16 protein-coding genes are annotated in these 14,144 nt (G+C 63.8%); 6 read left to right on the top strand and 10 right to left on the bottom strand.

The features are described from left to right. Positions 1–55: 55 nt before the first annotated feature. Positions 56–802 (bottom strand): ABC transporter ATP-binding protein, encoded by a 747-nt coding sequence (locus DCM80_RS25750; protein WP_257194292.1) that lies wholly within the window; start codon positions 800–802, stop codon positions 56–58. Continuing rightward, on the bottom strand, positions 795–1,550 hold the full coding sequence (locus DCM80_RS25745; RefSeq protein ID WP_028136885.1) for an ABC transporter ATP-binding protein: 756 nt from the start codon (positions 1,548–1,550) through the stop codon (positions 795–797). The genes DCM80_RS25750 and DCM80_RS25745 overlap by 8 nt, the downstream gene beginning before the upstream one ends. A 339-nt stretch (positions 1,551–1,889) precedes the next feature. On the opposite strand from DCM80_RS25745, the gene DCM80_RS25740 reads away from it, so the two are divergent. Next, the gene (locus tag DCM80_RS25740; protein WP_257194291.1) at positions 1,890–2,555 is read left to right on the top strand and encodes a hypothetical protein; all 666 of its coding nucleotides are present in this window, start codon (positions 1,890–1,892) and stop codon (positions 2,553–2,555) included. A gap of 56 nt (positions 2,556–2,611) precedes the next feature. Here DCM80_RS25740 and DCM80_RS25735 read toward each other — a convergent pair whose 3' ends face one another. Further along, on the bottom strand, positions 2,612–2,971 hold the full coding sequence (locus DCM80_RS25735; protein ID WP_257194290.1) for an ArsC family reductase: 360 nt from the start codon (positions 2,969–2,971) through the stop codon (positions 2,612–2,614). A 105-nt stretch (positions 2,972–3,076) separates the two neighbouring features. Here DCM80_RS25735 and DCM80_RS25730 point away from each other — a divergent pair, with 105 nt between their 5' ends. Beyond that, positions 3,077–3,448: a tRNA-binding protein gene (locus DCM80_RS25730; protein WP_028136888.1), complete on the top strand. Its 372-nt coding sequence runs from the start codon at positions 3,077–3,079 to the stop codon at positions 3,446–3,448. Here the strand turns inward: DCM80_RS25730 and DCM80_RS25725 are convergent. From DCM80_RS25725 to DCM80_RS25695, 7 genes are all read right to left on the bottom strand, one after another. Further along, positions 3,445–3,588, bottom strand: a complete 144-nt coding sequence (locus DCM80_RS25725; protein ID WP_257194289.1) for a hypothetical protein — start codon at positions 3,586–3,588, stop codon at positions 3,445–3,447. The two genes, DCM80_RS25730 and DCM80_RS25725, sit on opposite strands and share 4 nt — an antisense overlap. A 120-nt stretch (positions 3,589–3,708) precedes the next feature. Next, a complete protein-coding gene (locus tag DCM80_RS25720; protein WP_257194288.1) occupies positions 3,709–4,758 on the bottom strand; it encodes a LacI family DNA-binding transcriptional regulator in 1,050 nt (349 codons plus the stop codon). After that, a complete protein-coding gene (locus tag DCM80_RS25715; protein ID WP_257194287.1) occupies positions 4,755–5,399 on the bottom strand; it encodes a ThuA domain-containing protein in 645 nt (214 codons plus the stop codon). The genes DCM80_RS25720 and DCM80_RS25715 overlap by 4 nt, the downstream gene beginning before the upstream one ends. 10 nt (positions 5,400–5,409) lie before the next feature. After that, positions 5,410–6,507 (bottom strand): Gfo/Idh/MocA family protein, encoded by a 1,098-nt coding sequence (locus DCM80_RS25710; protein ID WP_257194286.1) that lies wholly within the window; start codon positions 6,505–6,507, stop codon positions 5,410–5,412. A gap of 19 nt (positions 6,508–6,526) precedes the next feature. After that, positions 6,527–7,375 (bottom strand): carbohydrate ABC transporter permease, encoded by an 849-nt coding sequence (locus DCM80_RS25705; RefSeq protein WP_257194285.1) that lies wholly within the window; start codon positions 7,373–7,375, stop codon positions 6,527–6,529. Further along, on the bottom strand, positions 7,368–8,309 hold the full coding sequence (locus tag DCM80_RS25700) for a carbohydrate ABC transporter permease (RefSeq protein ID WP_257194284.1): 942 nt from the start codon (positions 8,307–8,309) through the stop codon (positions 7,368–7,370). The genes DCM80_RS25705 and DCM80_RS25700 overlap by 8 nt, the downstream gene beginning before the upstream one ends. Before the next feature lies 1 nt (position 8,310). Next, positions 8,311–9,576 (bottom strand): extracellular solute-binding protein, encoded by a 1,266-nt coding sequence (locus DCM80_RS25695; protein ID WP_257194283.1) that lies wholly within the window; start codon positions 9,574–9,576, stop codon positions 8,311–8,313. Between the two features lie 168 nt (positions 9,577–9,744). On the opposite strand from DCM80_RS25695, the gene DCM80_RS25690 reads away from it, so the two are divergent. From DCM80_RS25690 to DCM80_RS25675, 4 genes are all read left to right on the top strand, one after another. Then, positions 9,745–10,503 carry an SDR family NAD(P)-dependent oxidoreductase gene (locus tag DCM80_RS25690; protein WP_257194282.1) on the top strand — a complete coding sequence of 253 codons (759 nt, stop codon included), beginning with the start codon at positions 9,745–9,747 and terminating at the stop codon, positions 10,501–10,503. 222 nt (positions 10,504–10,725) lie between these two features. Continuing rightward, complete coding sequence (locus DCM80_RS25685) at positions 10,726–11,976, top strand: ABC transporter substrate-binding protein (protein ID WP_257194281.1); 1,251 nt, start codon at positions 10,726–10,728, stop codon at positions 11,974–11,976. A gap of 128 nt (positions 11,977–12,104) precedes the next feature. Continuing rightward, the gene (locus DCM80_RS25680) at positions 12,105–12,932 is read left to right on the top strand and encodes an AraC family transcriptional regulator (RefSeq protein WP_028136897.1); all 828 of its coding nucleotides are present in this window, start codon (positions 12,105–12,107) and stop codon (positions 12,930–12,932) included. Positions 12,933–13,133: 201 nt separating this feature from the next. After that, positions 13,134–14,144: a branched-chain amino acid ABC transporter permease gene (locus tag DCM80_RS25675; protein WP_257180435.1), complete on the top strand. Its 1,011-nt coding sequence runs from the start codon at positions 13,134–13,136 to the stop codon at positions 14,142–14,144.

Genomic DNA, 14,144 nt, shown 5'->3' with positions numbered 1-14,144 from the left:
GATCCGCTCCCCAGTATGGCTTTGATGATTACTCTCGATGGTCCGGCCTGCACAGCTACACGCCGAGATAGGTGTGGAGCTTGTCCATGTTGGCGGCAAGCTCGGCATTGGAAAATCCGTCAATGATCTTGCCATGCTCGACCACGTAGTAGCGGTCGGCGACGGTGGAGGCGAAGCGGAAATTCTGCTCGACCAGGAGGATCGTGAAGCCCTCCTTCTTGAGCCGCGCAATGGTGTGGCCGATCTGCTGGATGATGACGGGCGCAAGGCCTTCGGTCGGCTCGTCCAGCATCAGGAAGCTCGCGCCGGTGCGCAGGATGCGCGCGATCGCTAGCATCTGCTGCTCGCCGCCGGACAGCTTGGTGCCCTGGCTGTTGAGCCGCTCCTTCAGGTTCGGAAACAGCTCGAAGATCTGTTCGAGCGGCAATCCGCCTTCACGGACCACCGGCGGCAGCATCAAGTTCTCGCGCACGTCGAGACTGGCGAATATGCCCCGCTCTTCCGGGCAAAACGCGATGCCCATGCGCGCGATCTTGTCGGAGCTCGCGCGGATGATCTCCTGGTTGTTGAACTTCACCGAGCCGGTACGCTTGCCGATGATGCCCATGATCGACTTCAGCGTGGTCGTCTTGCCGGCGCCGTTGCGCCCGAGCAGGGTGACGACCTCGCCCGCGTTCACGTCGAAGTTGATCCCGTGCAGGATGTGGGACTCGCCGTACCAGGCTTCGAGGTTGCGGACTTGAAGGATGGTTCCGCCGGTCGCAATCTTGGCCGGAGCCTCGGCCATCGCAGTATCAGGCATGCCCGGCTCCCAAGTATGCTTCCTTGACGCGCTCGTCCTTGGTGAGCTCGCTGTAATGACCTTGCGCGAGCACCTGCCCGCGCGTCAGCACGGTGATGATGTCGGAGAGGTTGGCCACGACGCTCAGATTATGCTCGACCATCAGGATGGTGTATTTCGCGGAGATGCGCTTGATCAGCGCCGCGATCTTGTCGATGTCCTCGTGGCCCATGCCGGCCATCGGCTCGTCCAGCAGCATCATCTCCGGGTCGAGCGCGAGCGTGGTTGCAATTTCGAGTGCACGCTTGCGTCCATAGGGCATCTCGACCGCGGGCGTGTTGGCAAACTCGCTGAGACCGACATCGTTGAGGAGCTCGCGGGCGCGGTCGTTGAAGCGGTTGAGGACCGATTTGGAGCGCCAGAAATCGAACGAAGAGCCGTGCTGGCGTTGAAGCGCGACACGGACGTTCTCCTGCGCGGTGAGATGCGGAAATACCGCCGAGATCTGGAACGAACGAACAAGCCCCAGGCGAGCCACGTCGGCCGGCGCCATCGCGGTGATGTCCTGCCCCTTGTACAGGATTTTTCCGGCAGACGGTTTGAGGAACTTGGTCAGAAGATTGAAGCAGGTCGTCTTGCCGGCCCCATTCGGGCCGATCAACGCGTGAATGCTCCCACGGCGAACCTTGAGCGCAACGTCGCGGACGGCGAAGAAGCCCGCGAACTCCTTGGTCAAGCCTTCCGTTTCGAGAATGAACTCATCGGCCAAACGGATTTCCCCCTGCCCGCGCGCTAGCTGCGTGGCTATCCTTGTTGCTTCGGCTTTCCGGTGGCCTTGGAGCCTGTCCTTGATAGCCCATCCGGAACGCCGCCTCCGGGCGCGGAATATGCCGGAGGTGACGGGGGTTAGGCAAGGCGGAAAGCTGAGCAGATCAGGTCTCCGGCTGGGATACAAATGCTCCCTTAGTCGGAGGTGTGTGATGTCGTGCCTGCCCGGCCTCCCGGTTCGCAAGACACCGGTCGTCAAGTCGTCGTTAACGGTCTTTCGTTCCGTGCGCCAGCCTTCATCAATAATTTTCCCGCACATGGGATCGTGCGCAGGTTTTTGATGGTCTGGAATATTGTCTTGGATTTCGCCAGCGCCGCTCCTTCCGTCGTCAAGTCGATCAGGCAGCGTGATCTCCTGAACACGTGGCTGCGACTCTATGCGCGCGAGCAGATCGCGCCGGCGGTCTGGGAGTATCAGCCCGCGCGGCTCGAGGAGGAGCTGTCCGATCTCATCTATTATACGGTGGATACGTCGACGCCGGCCCCGCGCCTGATCATCCAGAGCGAAAACACGCGCATCTCGCGCGCCTATGGACATACCGGCAAGGGCGTTCTGCTCGAGGAGTATCTCGGGCCACGACTCGCGCCGCTCGTGATGCCGATCTATCTCGAATGCGTGGCGCGCGGGCTGCCGGTCTACAGCGTTGCCGACGTCGACGACATCTACGGGCGCATCGTCGCCTATGAACGGCTGCTGCTGCCTTTCCAGACCGACGGCAAGGTCTGTCACGTCATCGCATCGGTCAAGACCTTCTGCGAGGACGGCGGCTTCGAGATCAAGAATCTGATGCGCGGAAATGACGCGCTGCCGCGTCCGAAACTGCGCGCCCTGATCGATCGTGAGCTCTTCCATCGTGCGCCCGGCCGCATCGCGACGGCCGAATTGGTCGAGTTCGCGGACCAGCCGGATCCCGGCGTCGCCACCGAGATCATCGAGCTGAACTAAGACGCGGAACGCGCGATGACATTCTCATCGCGCTTTGGCGTCAGCGCGACTTGGCGTCAGCGCGACTTGGCGCCGACTTCCTTGGCATAGATGTCCGGCTTGAACCCGACCAGCAGCTTGCCGCCGATTTCCAGCACCGGCCGCTTGATCATCGATGGTTGCGCTAGCATCAAGGCCAGCGCCTTCTTCTCGGAGAGGCCTTCCTTGTCGGCATCGGGCAGCTTCTTGAACGTCGTCCCGGCGCGATTGAGCAGCGTCTCCCAGCCGACCTTGTCGCTCCACTGCTTGAGCTTGTCCTTCTCCACGCCGGCCGCCTTGTAGTCGTGGAACGCGTAAGGCACGCCATGGCCGTCGAGCCAGGCGCGCGCCTTCTTCATGGTGTCGCAGTTCTTGATGCCGTAGATGATGTTGGGCAAGACCTTCCTCGCGCATGACGCATCGTGATGGACACGGCGTTGTACGAAACTCCGCTCCGCGCGACAATATTGCGAACGACGCCACCTCGCCGAACGGACATCCCCATGCACGTCACCCACGATCCCGCAGCCGCCGCCACGCCGACCATCGACTTCAACAGCTTCCTCGCCGTCGATATCCGCGTCGGCACCATCGTCGACGCCAAGCCGTTTCCCGAGGCGCGCAAGCCGGCGTTTCGGCTATGGATCGACTTCGGGCCCGCCATCGGCGTGCGCAAGAGCTCGGCCCAGATCACCGAAAACCATCCGATCGAGACGTTGGTAGGACAACAGGTCGCGGCCGTCGTCAATTTCCCGCCACGCCAGATCGGACCTGTCATCTCGGAGGTGCTGACGCTCGGCTTTCCCGATGCCGACGGCAAGGTCGTGCTGGTGCAGCCGAGCCAGCCGGTGCCGAACGGCGGACGGCTGTTCTAGCCGCGCGGTCCGGGGCTGCCGCGTCGCCGCCGCCGGCGCACTGCCGAAGCCCTGCGCAACCGCCGCGGCCGCACCGACGTCGTCGCGGCATCCAGATACCGCACGCTCTGATCGTGGCGCAGGTCGAACGCGACCAGCATGATGGCCTCATCCGGCGCGGGACGCGATCGCGCGGATGCTGATCGCGATCTCCCAGAGGTTCGTGCTGCAAGAAAGCGAGCTACAAGGCGCTGAGCTAGCCTTGCGACCGCTGCACAACGTTACGGCAGATTGTCCCGCAGAAAAATGTCGATGCGGATGCGCTCCTGATCGGGGCTGATCGGCTCGCCCGAACAATGCGCGAGCAGGACCCGCGCCGCGGACCGCGCCTCGTGGCCGGGATCCTGGTTGATGATGGCATCGAGTGTGCCGCGCACCAGGAAACGCCGTGTGTACTGGGTCAGCTCGTGGGTGATCCAGACCACCTCGCGCGCGCGGCCGGAGGCTTCGAGCGCATCGGCGATGCCACGATTTCCGGCGCCGCAGCAATATATGCCGCGGAGATCGGCATGGCGCGCCAGCAGCGCGGTGGTGAGCTCCCGCGTGCGTGCGCTGTCGTCGCGGCCCTCGATGACCGGTAGCATGCGCAGGTTCGGATACTCGCTGGAGAGGATCTGGTGAAAACCGAACTGCCGCTCGGTGTGATCGCGCAGCGACAACGACCCGGCGATCACGGCGACCGTCCCATCGCGGCCGGCGAGGAAGCGTCCCAGCAGCGTTGCGGCAGTTCGTCCCGCGGCCGGGTTGTCGATGCCGACATAATGCAGGCGGCGCGAGCTCGGCGCGTCCGATACGAGGGTCACCACGGCGACCCCGCGCGCGGTTAGCTCGTCGATCGCAGCGCGCACCCTTGGGTGGTCGAGCGCGATGACGGCGACGCCCTGATAGGCCGGCGACAAGTCCTCCAGCGTGCCGGCCAGCACATCCGGATCGAACACATCGACATGGAGGATGTCGATGAAGCCGCGCTGGCCGGCAAGCCAGTCTGCGGTGCGCTGGACCTGCTCGGCCAAATTGGTCATGAAGCTGTTGCTGCCGGACGGCAGCACGAAGGCGAAGCGAAAGCTCTGCCCGCGTGCGAGCCGCGCCGCCGCCACGTCGGCGCGGTAGCCCAGCTTGGCGACGGCGGCCTCGACACGCGCGACGGTCTTGGCGCGCACGCCCTCTCGCCGGTTGACGACGCGGTCGACGGTCGCGAGCGAAACGCCGGCGGCCCGCGCGACATCCTCGAGCGTTGCGCGAACCACCGGCTGCGTCGCGCCAGCGCTCATTCGCGCGCCGCCCACAGCATGCCGCGAGTCATCAGGGTGCGGATCTCCGGCACGTCGAGCTCGTAGGCGCGGTGGCCGAGCGAGGAATAGAACACCCTGCCCGCGCCATAGCGCTTTTTCCACACCACGGGCATCACCACGCCCTCGATCCAGGGCGCGTGCTCGCCGGTAAAGGTCGTCGTCGCCAGCACCTCGTTGGCGGGGTCGACATGCATGTAGTACTGCTCGGAACGATGCTCGAAACTCTTCAGGCCCTTCATGATGGGGTCGTCCGGCTTCGTCAAGTCGACTTTGTAGTCGATGATGTTGCCGGGATGGGCGACCCACTGCCCGCCGCACAGAAACTGGTATTCGACCGACTCGCGGAAAGCATCGCACATGCCGCCATGATGGCCGGCGAGCCCGACGCCTGCGCGCACCGCAGCGCAGAGATTCAGCGCGTCCGGCTTCTCGATCTTCGACATGGTGTAGATCGGGATGATCAACGACAGATCATGGATCGCCGGATCGCCGAATGCTTCCGTCGTCGTTTCGATCCGGACCTCAAAACCTTCCGCCCTGAGCCAGCCGCGGATCATCGAGGCACACAGATCCGGATCGTGTCCCGGCCAGCCGCCCCAAACAATCATTGCCTTGCGCATGGTCATTCCCTCAATCGATCTGTCCGGTTTCACGCCCCGTGGGCAGCATCGCCGGCCGCTCGACGCGGCTCTCGATCTTGACGCGCTGCCCCTCGTCGGCGGAGGTCTGGAACGCCTCCATCACCTCCAGCACGTGAAAGGCGAGCGCGCCGCTGGCGCGATGCGGCCGGTTGTCGAGGATCGCGGCGGCCATATCGGCGACACCAATGGAACGGAACTCACCCTCGACATGACCGTGGGTCAACGGCACCGTCTCCCATTCACCGCCGGTCTTGGCGACCTGCACCTCGCCGCCGAAGCGGTTCGGGTCCGGCACCAGCATGCTGCCCTTGTCGCCATAGATCTCGATCGGCGCATGGCGGTGCTTCGGCACGTCGAAGCTCATCGCGATCGAGACGACTGCTCCGCTCTCGAATTCGAGCGTGCCTGCGACATGGGTCGAAACCTCCACCGGGATCAAGCTGCCGTTCATCGGCTGGCTGGTGACGAGACGCTCGGATTTCGGACGCGCGGTCGAGCCCATCACGCTGGCGACCGGTCCGAGCAGCTGCACGAGATCGGTGATGTAGTATGGACCCATGTCGAGCATCGGGCCGCCACCGCGCAAGTAATAGAACCCCGGCGCCGGATGCCAGCGCTCGTGACCCGGGCAGCCGAAGAAGGCACTGCCCGCCACCGGCGTGCCGATGACGCCGTCGTCGATCAGCTTGCGCGCGGTCTGGTGTCCGCCGCCAAGGAACGTGTCGGGCGCGCAGCCGACGCGAAGATTCTTCTGCGCGGCGAGATCCATCACCTTGCGGGCCTCCGCGACGTTGATGCCGAGTGGCTTCTCTGAATGGACGTGCTTGCCGGCATTCAGCACCGCGAGGCTGACATCGGTGTGGGCGAGCGGCACGGTGAGATTGATGACGATCTCGACGTCGTCACGCTTGAGCAGCTGATCGACCCGCATCGCCGGCAGCCCGAAGGCGGCACCCTGCCGCTCCGCCATGTCGCTGCGCATGTCGGCCAGCGCTCTCACCTCCATGACCGGGAAGCGCTGCGCTGCCTTGAGGTAGGCGGTGCTGATCACACCGCAGCCGATGATTCCGATGCCGACTTTTCTCATTGCGTTCTCCGTGAAGTCCTCATCCCTTCACCGCGCCTGCGGTGAGACCGGCGACGATGTGTTTCTGTGCCAGCAGGAACAGAATGATCGTCGGCAGGATGGTGAGCGTGATGAAGGCCAGGATCAGGTGCCATTCGGACGAATATTCGCCCTGGTAGACCATGATGCCGAGCGGCCAGGGATAGAGCGCATCGGTGTTGAGCATCACGAGCGGCAGCAGATAGGCGTTCCAGCTGTTGACGAAGGTGATGGTGCCGACGGTCGCCAGGATCGGCCGAGACAGCGGCAATGTCACGTAGCGGAAGAACTTGATGTAGCTACAGCCGTCGACCAGCGCCGCCTCGAGCAGCTCGTGCGGAATGTCCTTGAAGAAGCGCCGCAGCAGCAGCACGCTCATGGCGAGGCCGAAGGCCACCTGCGGCAGCGCGACGCCGAAATAGGTGTCGAGCAGTCCGAGGTCGCGTACCTTGATGAACAGGGGCAGCACCGCGGTCGCGGCCGGAAACAGCAGGCCGAGCGTCAGGTAGCTCAGCAGCATCGAGCTGCCGTAGAACTTGACATGGGCGAAGGTGAAAGCCGCCATCGACGCGACGATCAGGGTCAACGTCACCGTGAGCGTCGAGATGATCAGCGAGTTGCGCAGGAGCTGCCAGTAACGCGCCGAAAACAGGATGTCGGCGTAATTCTGCCACTCCCAGTGCATGGGCCAGCCGAACGGATTGACCCGCAGTTCGCCGAGCGACTTGAAGCCTCCGAGCACGGTCGCGAGCAGTGGCACCAGCACGAAGACGGTGACGACGGCGAGGAACACCGTCTTGAGCGGCACGGCGGGATCGAACGGCGCGCGGGCGATTTCGGCACTACTCATCGCGCATGAACCATCGCTTGTAGGTGAAGGCAAAGGTCACGCAGATCACGAACAGGATCACGCCGATGGCGCTGCCGTAGCCGACCCGCATGCGCGAGATGCCGTTGTTGTAGAGGAAGCTCACCATGGTGTTGGAGGAGTCCGCAGGGCCCCCGCGCGTCAGCGGCATGACCAGGTCGAACAGCTGCAGCGAGCCGACGATGGCGAAGAACACCGAGAGCCGGATCGTCGGATAGAGCAAGGGGATTACGACGTGACGCAGCGCCTGCGAGCGCGTCGCACCGTCTATTCTCGCCGCCTCGACCAGGCTCTTGTCGAGGCCCTGGAGCGCGGCGATGAACAGCATCATGTGGAAGCCGAAATACTTCCAGACGATCACGACCAGCACCGCCAGCATCGCCGTGTCGGTCGAGGCCAGAAGATGCGGCGGCTCGGCGCCGAAGGCGCGCCAGATCGAGGCGACCAGGCCGTAGTCGCCGTCATAGACGAACGAGAAGATCAGCCCGGTCGCGATCTCGGCCAGGATGTAGGGCATGAAGAACAGCATGCGCAGCGCCACGGCTCCCCGAAAGCGCTCGGCGAGCATCAGCGCCAGCGTCAGCGCAAGCGGCAGCTGGATCGCGAGCGAGACCGCGATGATCAGCCCGTTGTTGCGCAGTGCGAGCCAGAAGGCGCGCGTCTCCAGCACGAAACGGTAATTGTCGAATCCGATCCAGTTGGTTGGCCTGCCGAACCCGTTCCAGTTGAAGGCCGAGTACCAGGCGGCCTCGCCGATCGGCAACACCACGAACAGGGTGAACAACAGCAGCGCCGGCGGCAGGAACAGGATCAGGACCGTGAAGCGGCCGTCCCAGCTCGGGCCGCGAATCGCGGCCCGCGGCGCCGTCTCGGCGGCAACACGCATCGCCGGCGCGATCGCGATCCGCCGCGCCACCTCAATTGCCCTGCTTCCACGCCGCCTCGATGGCTTTCGCAGCGTCCCGCGGGTTCATGCTGCCACCGGCGATTTCCGCGGTGACATCATTGACGACGCGGCCGACGGAGGGGCCCAGGCTCTGGTCATAGAAGTTCTGGTGATAGTTGGACTTCGCCAGATTGGCCGCGATCTGCTTCATGAAGGCGCTGTTGAAGCCGGCCTCGCCGCCCTTGACGACGGGAACGATGAAGTTGCCGGCGGCAAGCCGCGCCTGCACGTCCTTGGAGATAAAGAATTTCAGGAAGTCGGTGGCTTCCTTGGGCGCCCCCTTGGTGATCAACCAGCCGGTGATGCCGCCGAGCGTGTCCGACGGCTCACCCTTGCCGCCGGGTACGACCGGAAAATCGAACCAGCCAAGCTTGTCGTCGCCGAGACCGACCTTGTCGGCGGCGAGTGCGCGCTGGGTGTGATAGAAGGACGAGATGGCCAGGATCATCGCGGCCTTTCCGTCACCGAAATAGCCGACGGCCTGCGGGTTCTTGAAGCCGAGGAAGCCGTTCTGGAACGGCTGGAGATCGACCAGCTGCTTGAACAGCTCGCCGGATTTCTGGAAGGTCTCCCCGGCGAAGCCACCATTCTCACCCTTCAGCGCTGCATCGAAGGCCGGCTTGCCGCCGACGCGCACTGCGAGATGCGTCCAGTAGAAATGCAGCGGCCATTTGTCGGCACCGCCAACCACAATCGGCGTAACGCCCGCGGCCTTCAGCGTTTTCACCGCGCCGAGCAGATCGTCCCATGTCTTGATCTTACTTGCATCGACATTACCCTTGGCCATCAAATCCTTGTTGTAGAGGAAGCCGACCTGCGATAGCGCGATCGGAAGTCCAAAGACGCGGCCGTTCTGGGTGAAGGCGGCGAGCGCCGCCGGTGCGATCGTGTCGCCGTAGCCGCCGCTCCTCACGGAATCGGTGATGTCTTCCAGCACGCCCGCCTCGACCTGCGCCTTCAGCACTCCGCCGGCCCAACTATAGATGATGTGCGGCCGGTCCTTCGATTGCAGGATGGTCGGCAGCTTGGCCTTGTAAGCCTCGTTCTCGAGGAACTGCATCTCGACCTTCACGCCGGGGTGCGACGCCTCGTAGTTGCGCGCAACCTCCTCCCAGATCTTCACCTGGGCCGGGTTGACCTCGATGTGCAGCCATTTGATCGTGGTGTCGGCTGCGGCCGAATTGGCCCAAAGCAGACAGGCGGCAGCGGCGAGTCCCAGCTTCCCAAGCAGTCTCATCACATCCTCCCACCGGCTTTTATTCGTTGATCGCAATCCTGCCTTCGATTTTTGAGGTGCGCAACTAAAATTCTGATCTATGGACCTCAGATGGGAACAGCTAAGGTTGGTCCAGGGAGATATGGCGGCGCCCTGCGCCGTCCCGCAAACGCAACTCGAGAGGTGTCCATGACCGCCGTTTATTCCGACCTCGCCCGCAAGGTCGTTCTTGTCACCGGTGGCGCATCGGGAATTGGCGCTGCGATCGTGCGGCGCTTCGCGCAACAGAAATCCGAGGTCGTGTTCTTCGACATCAAGGCCGAGGAAGGTCAACGCCTCGCGAGCGAGTTGTCCGATCAGGGTCTGGCCGCGCATTTCCGGCACGTCGACCTCACCGATATCGCCGCGTTGCGAGCCGGCGTCGCGGAGGCGCGCAGCGCGCACGGCGCGATCAACATCCTCGTCAACAATGCGGCGAATGACGAACGGCACAAGACCGAGGAGATGACCCCGGAGTATTGGGACGATCGCATCGCGGTGAACCTGAAGCACCAGTTCTTTGCGGCGCAGGCCGTGCTGCCGGACATGAAGGCGGCAAAGGCCGGCGCCATCATTAATTTCGGCTCGGTGTCGTGGATCGCCGGACAAGGCGGCATGGCTGCGTACACGGCCAGCAAGTCCGGCGTCATCGGTCTGACGCGCTCCTTGGCGCGCGACTATGGTCCCTACAATATCCGCGTGAACGCGATCGCGCCGGGCTGGATCATGACCGAGCGCCAGCTCGAGAAATGGATGACGCCGGAGGGCGAGGTGGAGCTGATGCAGCGGCAATGCCTGAAGCGCAAGCTCGTGCCCGACGAGGTCGCCAGGTTCACCGTCTTTCTCGCCTCCGACGAAGCCTCCGCCTGCACCGCTCAGCACTACATCGTGGATGGCGGCTGGGTGTGAGATGCCGAGGACGGCGATGCATCGAGGCACAGCCTGGTGGCCGCTTGCACTGCAAAACAACTTGCGCCGCAACATTCAAAAATGAGACTGCCCGTTAAACCGGACGAGGCGCGCACGCGGGCAGGCGCATTCGACTTCGGCTAGCTTCCCTCCAAAGCCGCGGGCTGTTCGAGAGCCACGGGCGTCGCGCGGCAACAAAGCTGCGATACAGGGAGGAGCAAAATGTCGAAATGCAGTGTGGGACTGCTCGCGCTGAGCAGCCTGTTTCTTTCAGGCGCGGCGATCGCGCAGGAGAAGATCAAGGTCGGCGTCACCGCCACGCTCGAAGGCACCTACACGGTGCTCGGCGAGGACGGTATCCGCGGCCACCAGACCGCGCTCAACGTGCTGGGCAAGAAGGTCGGCGACAAGGAGCTCGAGTTCATCATCGCCTCCACCGACGCCACGCCCGATTCCGCGGTCCGTGCCGTGCGCAAACTGATCGAGCAGGACAAGGTGCAGATCCTGCTGTCCCCGCTATCCGGCGACGAAGGCATCGCCGTCAAGAATTTCGCCAAGACCCATCCGGAGCTGACCTTCATCAACGCCGCCTCGGGTGCCCAGGAAACGACCTATGTCGATCCCGCCCCGAACTTCTTCCGCTACAACATGGACGGCGCGCAGTGGCAGGTTGGCCTCGGCAAATACGCCTATGAGGAGAAGAAGTATCGCAAGATCGCGACCGTCGGCGAGGACTATTCCTTCATCTACACCCAGGTGTTCGGCCTCGTGCTCGAATTCTGCGGCGCCGGCGGACAGGTCACCAACCGGCAATGGGTGCCGCTCGGCACCAAGGACTTCGCCTCGGTCATCGCGGCGCTGCCCGACGATGTCGATGCGATCTATCTGGGCCTCGGCGGCGCCGACGCCGTCAACTTCCTCAACCAATATCAACAGGCCGGCGGCAAGGCGCATCTGATGGGCGGCTCCATCATGATCGACCAGACCATCCTGTCGTCCAAGGGCAACGCCAAGAACGCTCTGATCGGCACCATCGCGGCGAGCGGACAGGCCGACACCTGGGAGGATCCGGGCTGGCAGAAATTCGTGAAGGCCTATCAGGACGCCTTCCCGCCCAACAAGCGCTTCCCGAGCCCGTCACTGCTCGCCACCAACTATTACGGTTCGACGATGGCGCTGATCATGGCGCTGCGTCAGGTCAACGGCGATCTCTCCAACAACCAGGCCAAGTACAAGGAAGCCCTCGCCAAGATCGAGATCGACGCGCCCAACGGCAAGATCAAGCTCGACTCCAACCGGCAGGCGATCGGCACGAACTTCGTCACCGAAGTCGTCGACGACGGCAAGGGCGCGCTGTTCTCGAAGGTCGTGAAGGTGATCCCCAACGTCAACCAGACGCTGGGCTATGATCCTGCAGTGTTCGCCAAGATCGGTTTGCCAAGCCGTACAGTACCGGAATGTAAGAAGTACTGACGTAGTCCCATCGCGGGCGATGACTGACCGGGGAGAGATTTGTAAAGGCGCGACGCGTGGCGCACTTGCATTCTCTCCCCGGTTGTTGAACGCTATCGGAAAAACGAAGAGCTTCTGGGAGGGAAGGCATGAGCCGGGCGCTCGCCGTCTTCCACGGCCGCTTCGGCCGGGCGACGGTCTATCAGTTGAACCGCCCTTTCAACATCCACGCGCATCGTGAAGGTCATTTGATCTTCCATGTCGGGGGGCGTCCCGCATGCATCGATGTCAGCGATGGACGTTACGAACTCACCGAAGGTTCCGTCGTCGCCGTCAATCCATGGGAGCCGCATAATTTCCTGCCGTCCGACCTCGAAGGCGGCGCCGTTTTCTTCGTGCTCTATGTCAACGCGGAATGGTTTGCGCCCGATGCGCCCGGCACCGACCGGTTGCGCTTCGGCCGGACCCAGTTCACGCGGTCGGTCGCGCTGGACAAGCATATCAGGCACGCAGCCGCCCTCGTCTGCGGCGCCCCCTCGCTCAACAGCCTCGACGGCGAGCTGAGAAGGCTGATCGACATCTGCTACGACGAGAGTTGGCAACAGGCGGAGGCCGCGCGCGATCCGCGCGCGAACGGCTCCGTCACCGATTTTCGCGTGCGCAAGTGCATCAAGATGATGTCGGAAAGTCCCGGCGCCGAGATCGAGCTCGACACCATCGCGCGCGAATCCGGCCTGTCGCGACCGCACTTCTACCGGCTGTTCCGCACCCAGACCGGCGTCACGCCGCACCTCTATCTCAACACGCTGATGATGGAGCAGGCGCTGGAGGCGCTGGTGGCGAGCGAGGCGCCGATCGCCGATATCGGCTTCGATCTCGGCTTCTCCTCGCAAAGCGGCTTCACGCGTTTCTTCGCCGCCAATGTCGGGATGGCCCCGACCGATTATCGCCGCGCCGCCAAGGTTTTGCGCGCCTGACGGGCGCGCGAAAAGATACTCACGATCAAATGCGTCCCCATCAGCCCCATTAGGATGTGCGGAACGCGGTCCCGACACGAGGACCGCGGTCGACAGGGAGCGCACGTTCATGGCAGGGCTTGCGGCCGGTGACGGTCTGCGCGCCCCCTCACCTCGCTTGCAGGGAGAGGGTTGGATCGACATCGAGACGGAACGGCAATCATGAGCCGCTTCGTCGAGCGTCATCCCGCCTGGGCATTGATCGTCATCATCGCGGTCGCGGTGGCGCTGTGGCTGATCTTCGCGGTATGGCCGCCGGGCCTCGAAGAGGCTGTCGGCCGCAAGCGGGTGTTTCTCAACGCGCTCTTCAACGGCATCACGCTCGGAGGTCTCTATTTCCTCGTCGCCAGCGGCTTCACGCTGATCTTCGGCCTGATGCGCAACGTCAATCTCGCGCACGGCTCGCTCTATCTGTTCGGCGGCTATGTCGGCTATGCCATCAGCGCCTCCACCGGCTCCTGGGTGCTGTCGTTCATCGTCGCCTTCGTCCTGACCGCGCTGGTCGGCGTGCTGCTCCAGGTTCTCGTGTTCCGCCGCATGGAGGGCCAGGACCTGCGCCAGACCATGGTGACGATCGGGCTCTCGATCGTGTTCGCCGACCTCATGCTGTGGGCCTGCGGCGGCGACTTCTACCAGATCCAGACCCCAAACTGGCTGATCGGCCCGATCGAGCTGCCGCTGCTCACCGCGGTGAAATCCTCGGGCGAGCCGGTCTATCTGCGCTATCCGCTGGTCCGGCTCGTGATCTTCCTCGCCTCCGCGGTCATCGGCATCGCGATGTGGCTCGCGCTCAACCGCACCCGGGCAGGCATGATCATCCGCGCCGGCGTCGACGACCGCGACATCCTCGCCGCGACCGGCGTCCGCATCCAGGTCGTCTTCGTGCTCGTCTTCGCGCTCGGCGCCGGGCTTGCCGGCATCGCCGGCGTGGTCGGCGGCACCTTCCAGTCGCTCTCGCCCGGCGAGGACATCCGTTTCCTGCTCGCCTCGCTCGTCGTCGTGATCGTGGGCGGCATGGGCTCGATTCCCGGCGCCGCGCTCGGCGCGCTGATCATCGGCCTCGCCGAGCAGCTCGGCTCGGTCTACATCCCGACCTACGCCATCGTCGTGACCTTCCTGATCATGGTGCTGGTGCTGGCGCTTCGGCCGCAGGGCCTGCTGGCGAGGCGCTGA

Source organism: Bradyrhizobium sp. WBOS08, from assembly GCF_024585125.1.
In the GTDB taxonomy this organism is placed as follows: Bacteria; Pseudomonadota; Alphaproteobacteria; order Rhizobiales; family Xanthobacteraceae; genus Bradyrhizobium; species Bradyrhizobium japonicum_B.
Note: the sequence above shows the minus strand (reverse complement) of the source record. Positions and strands in the feature narration are given on the sequence as shown.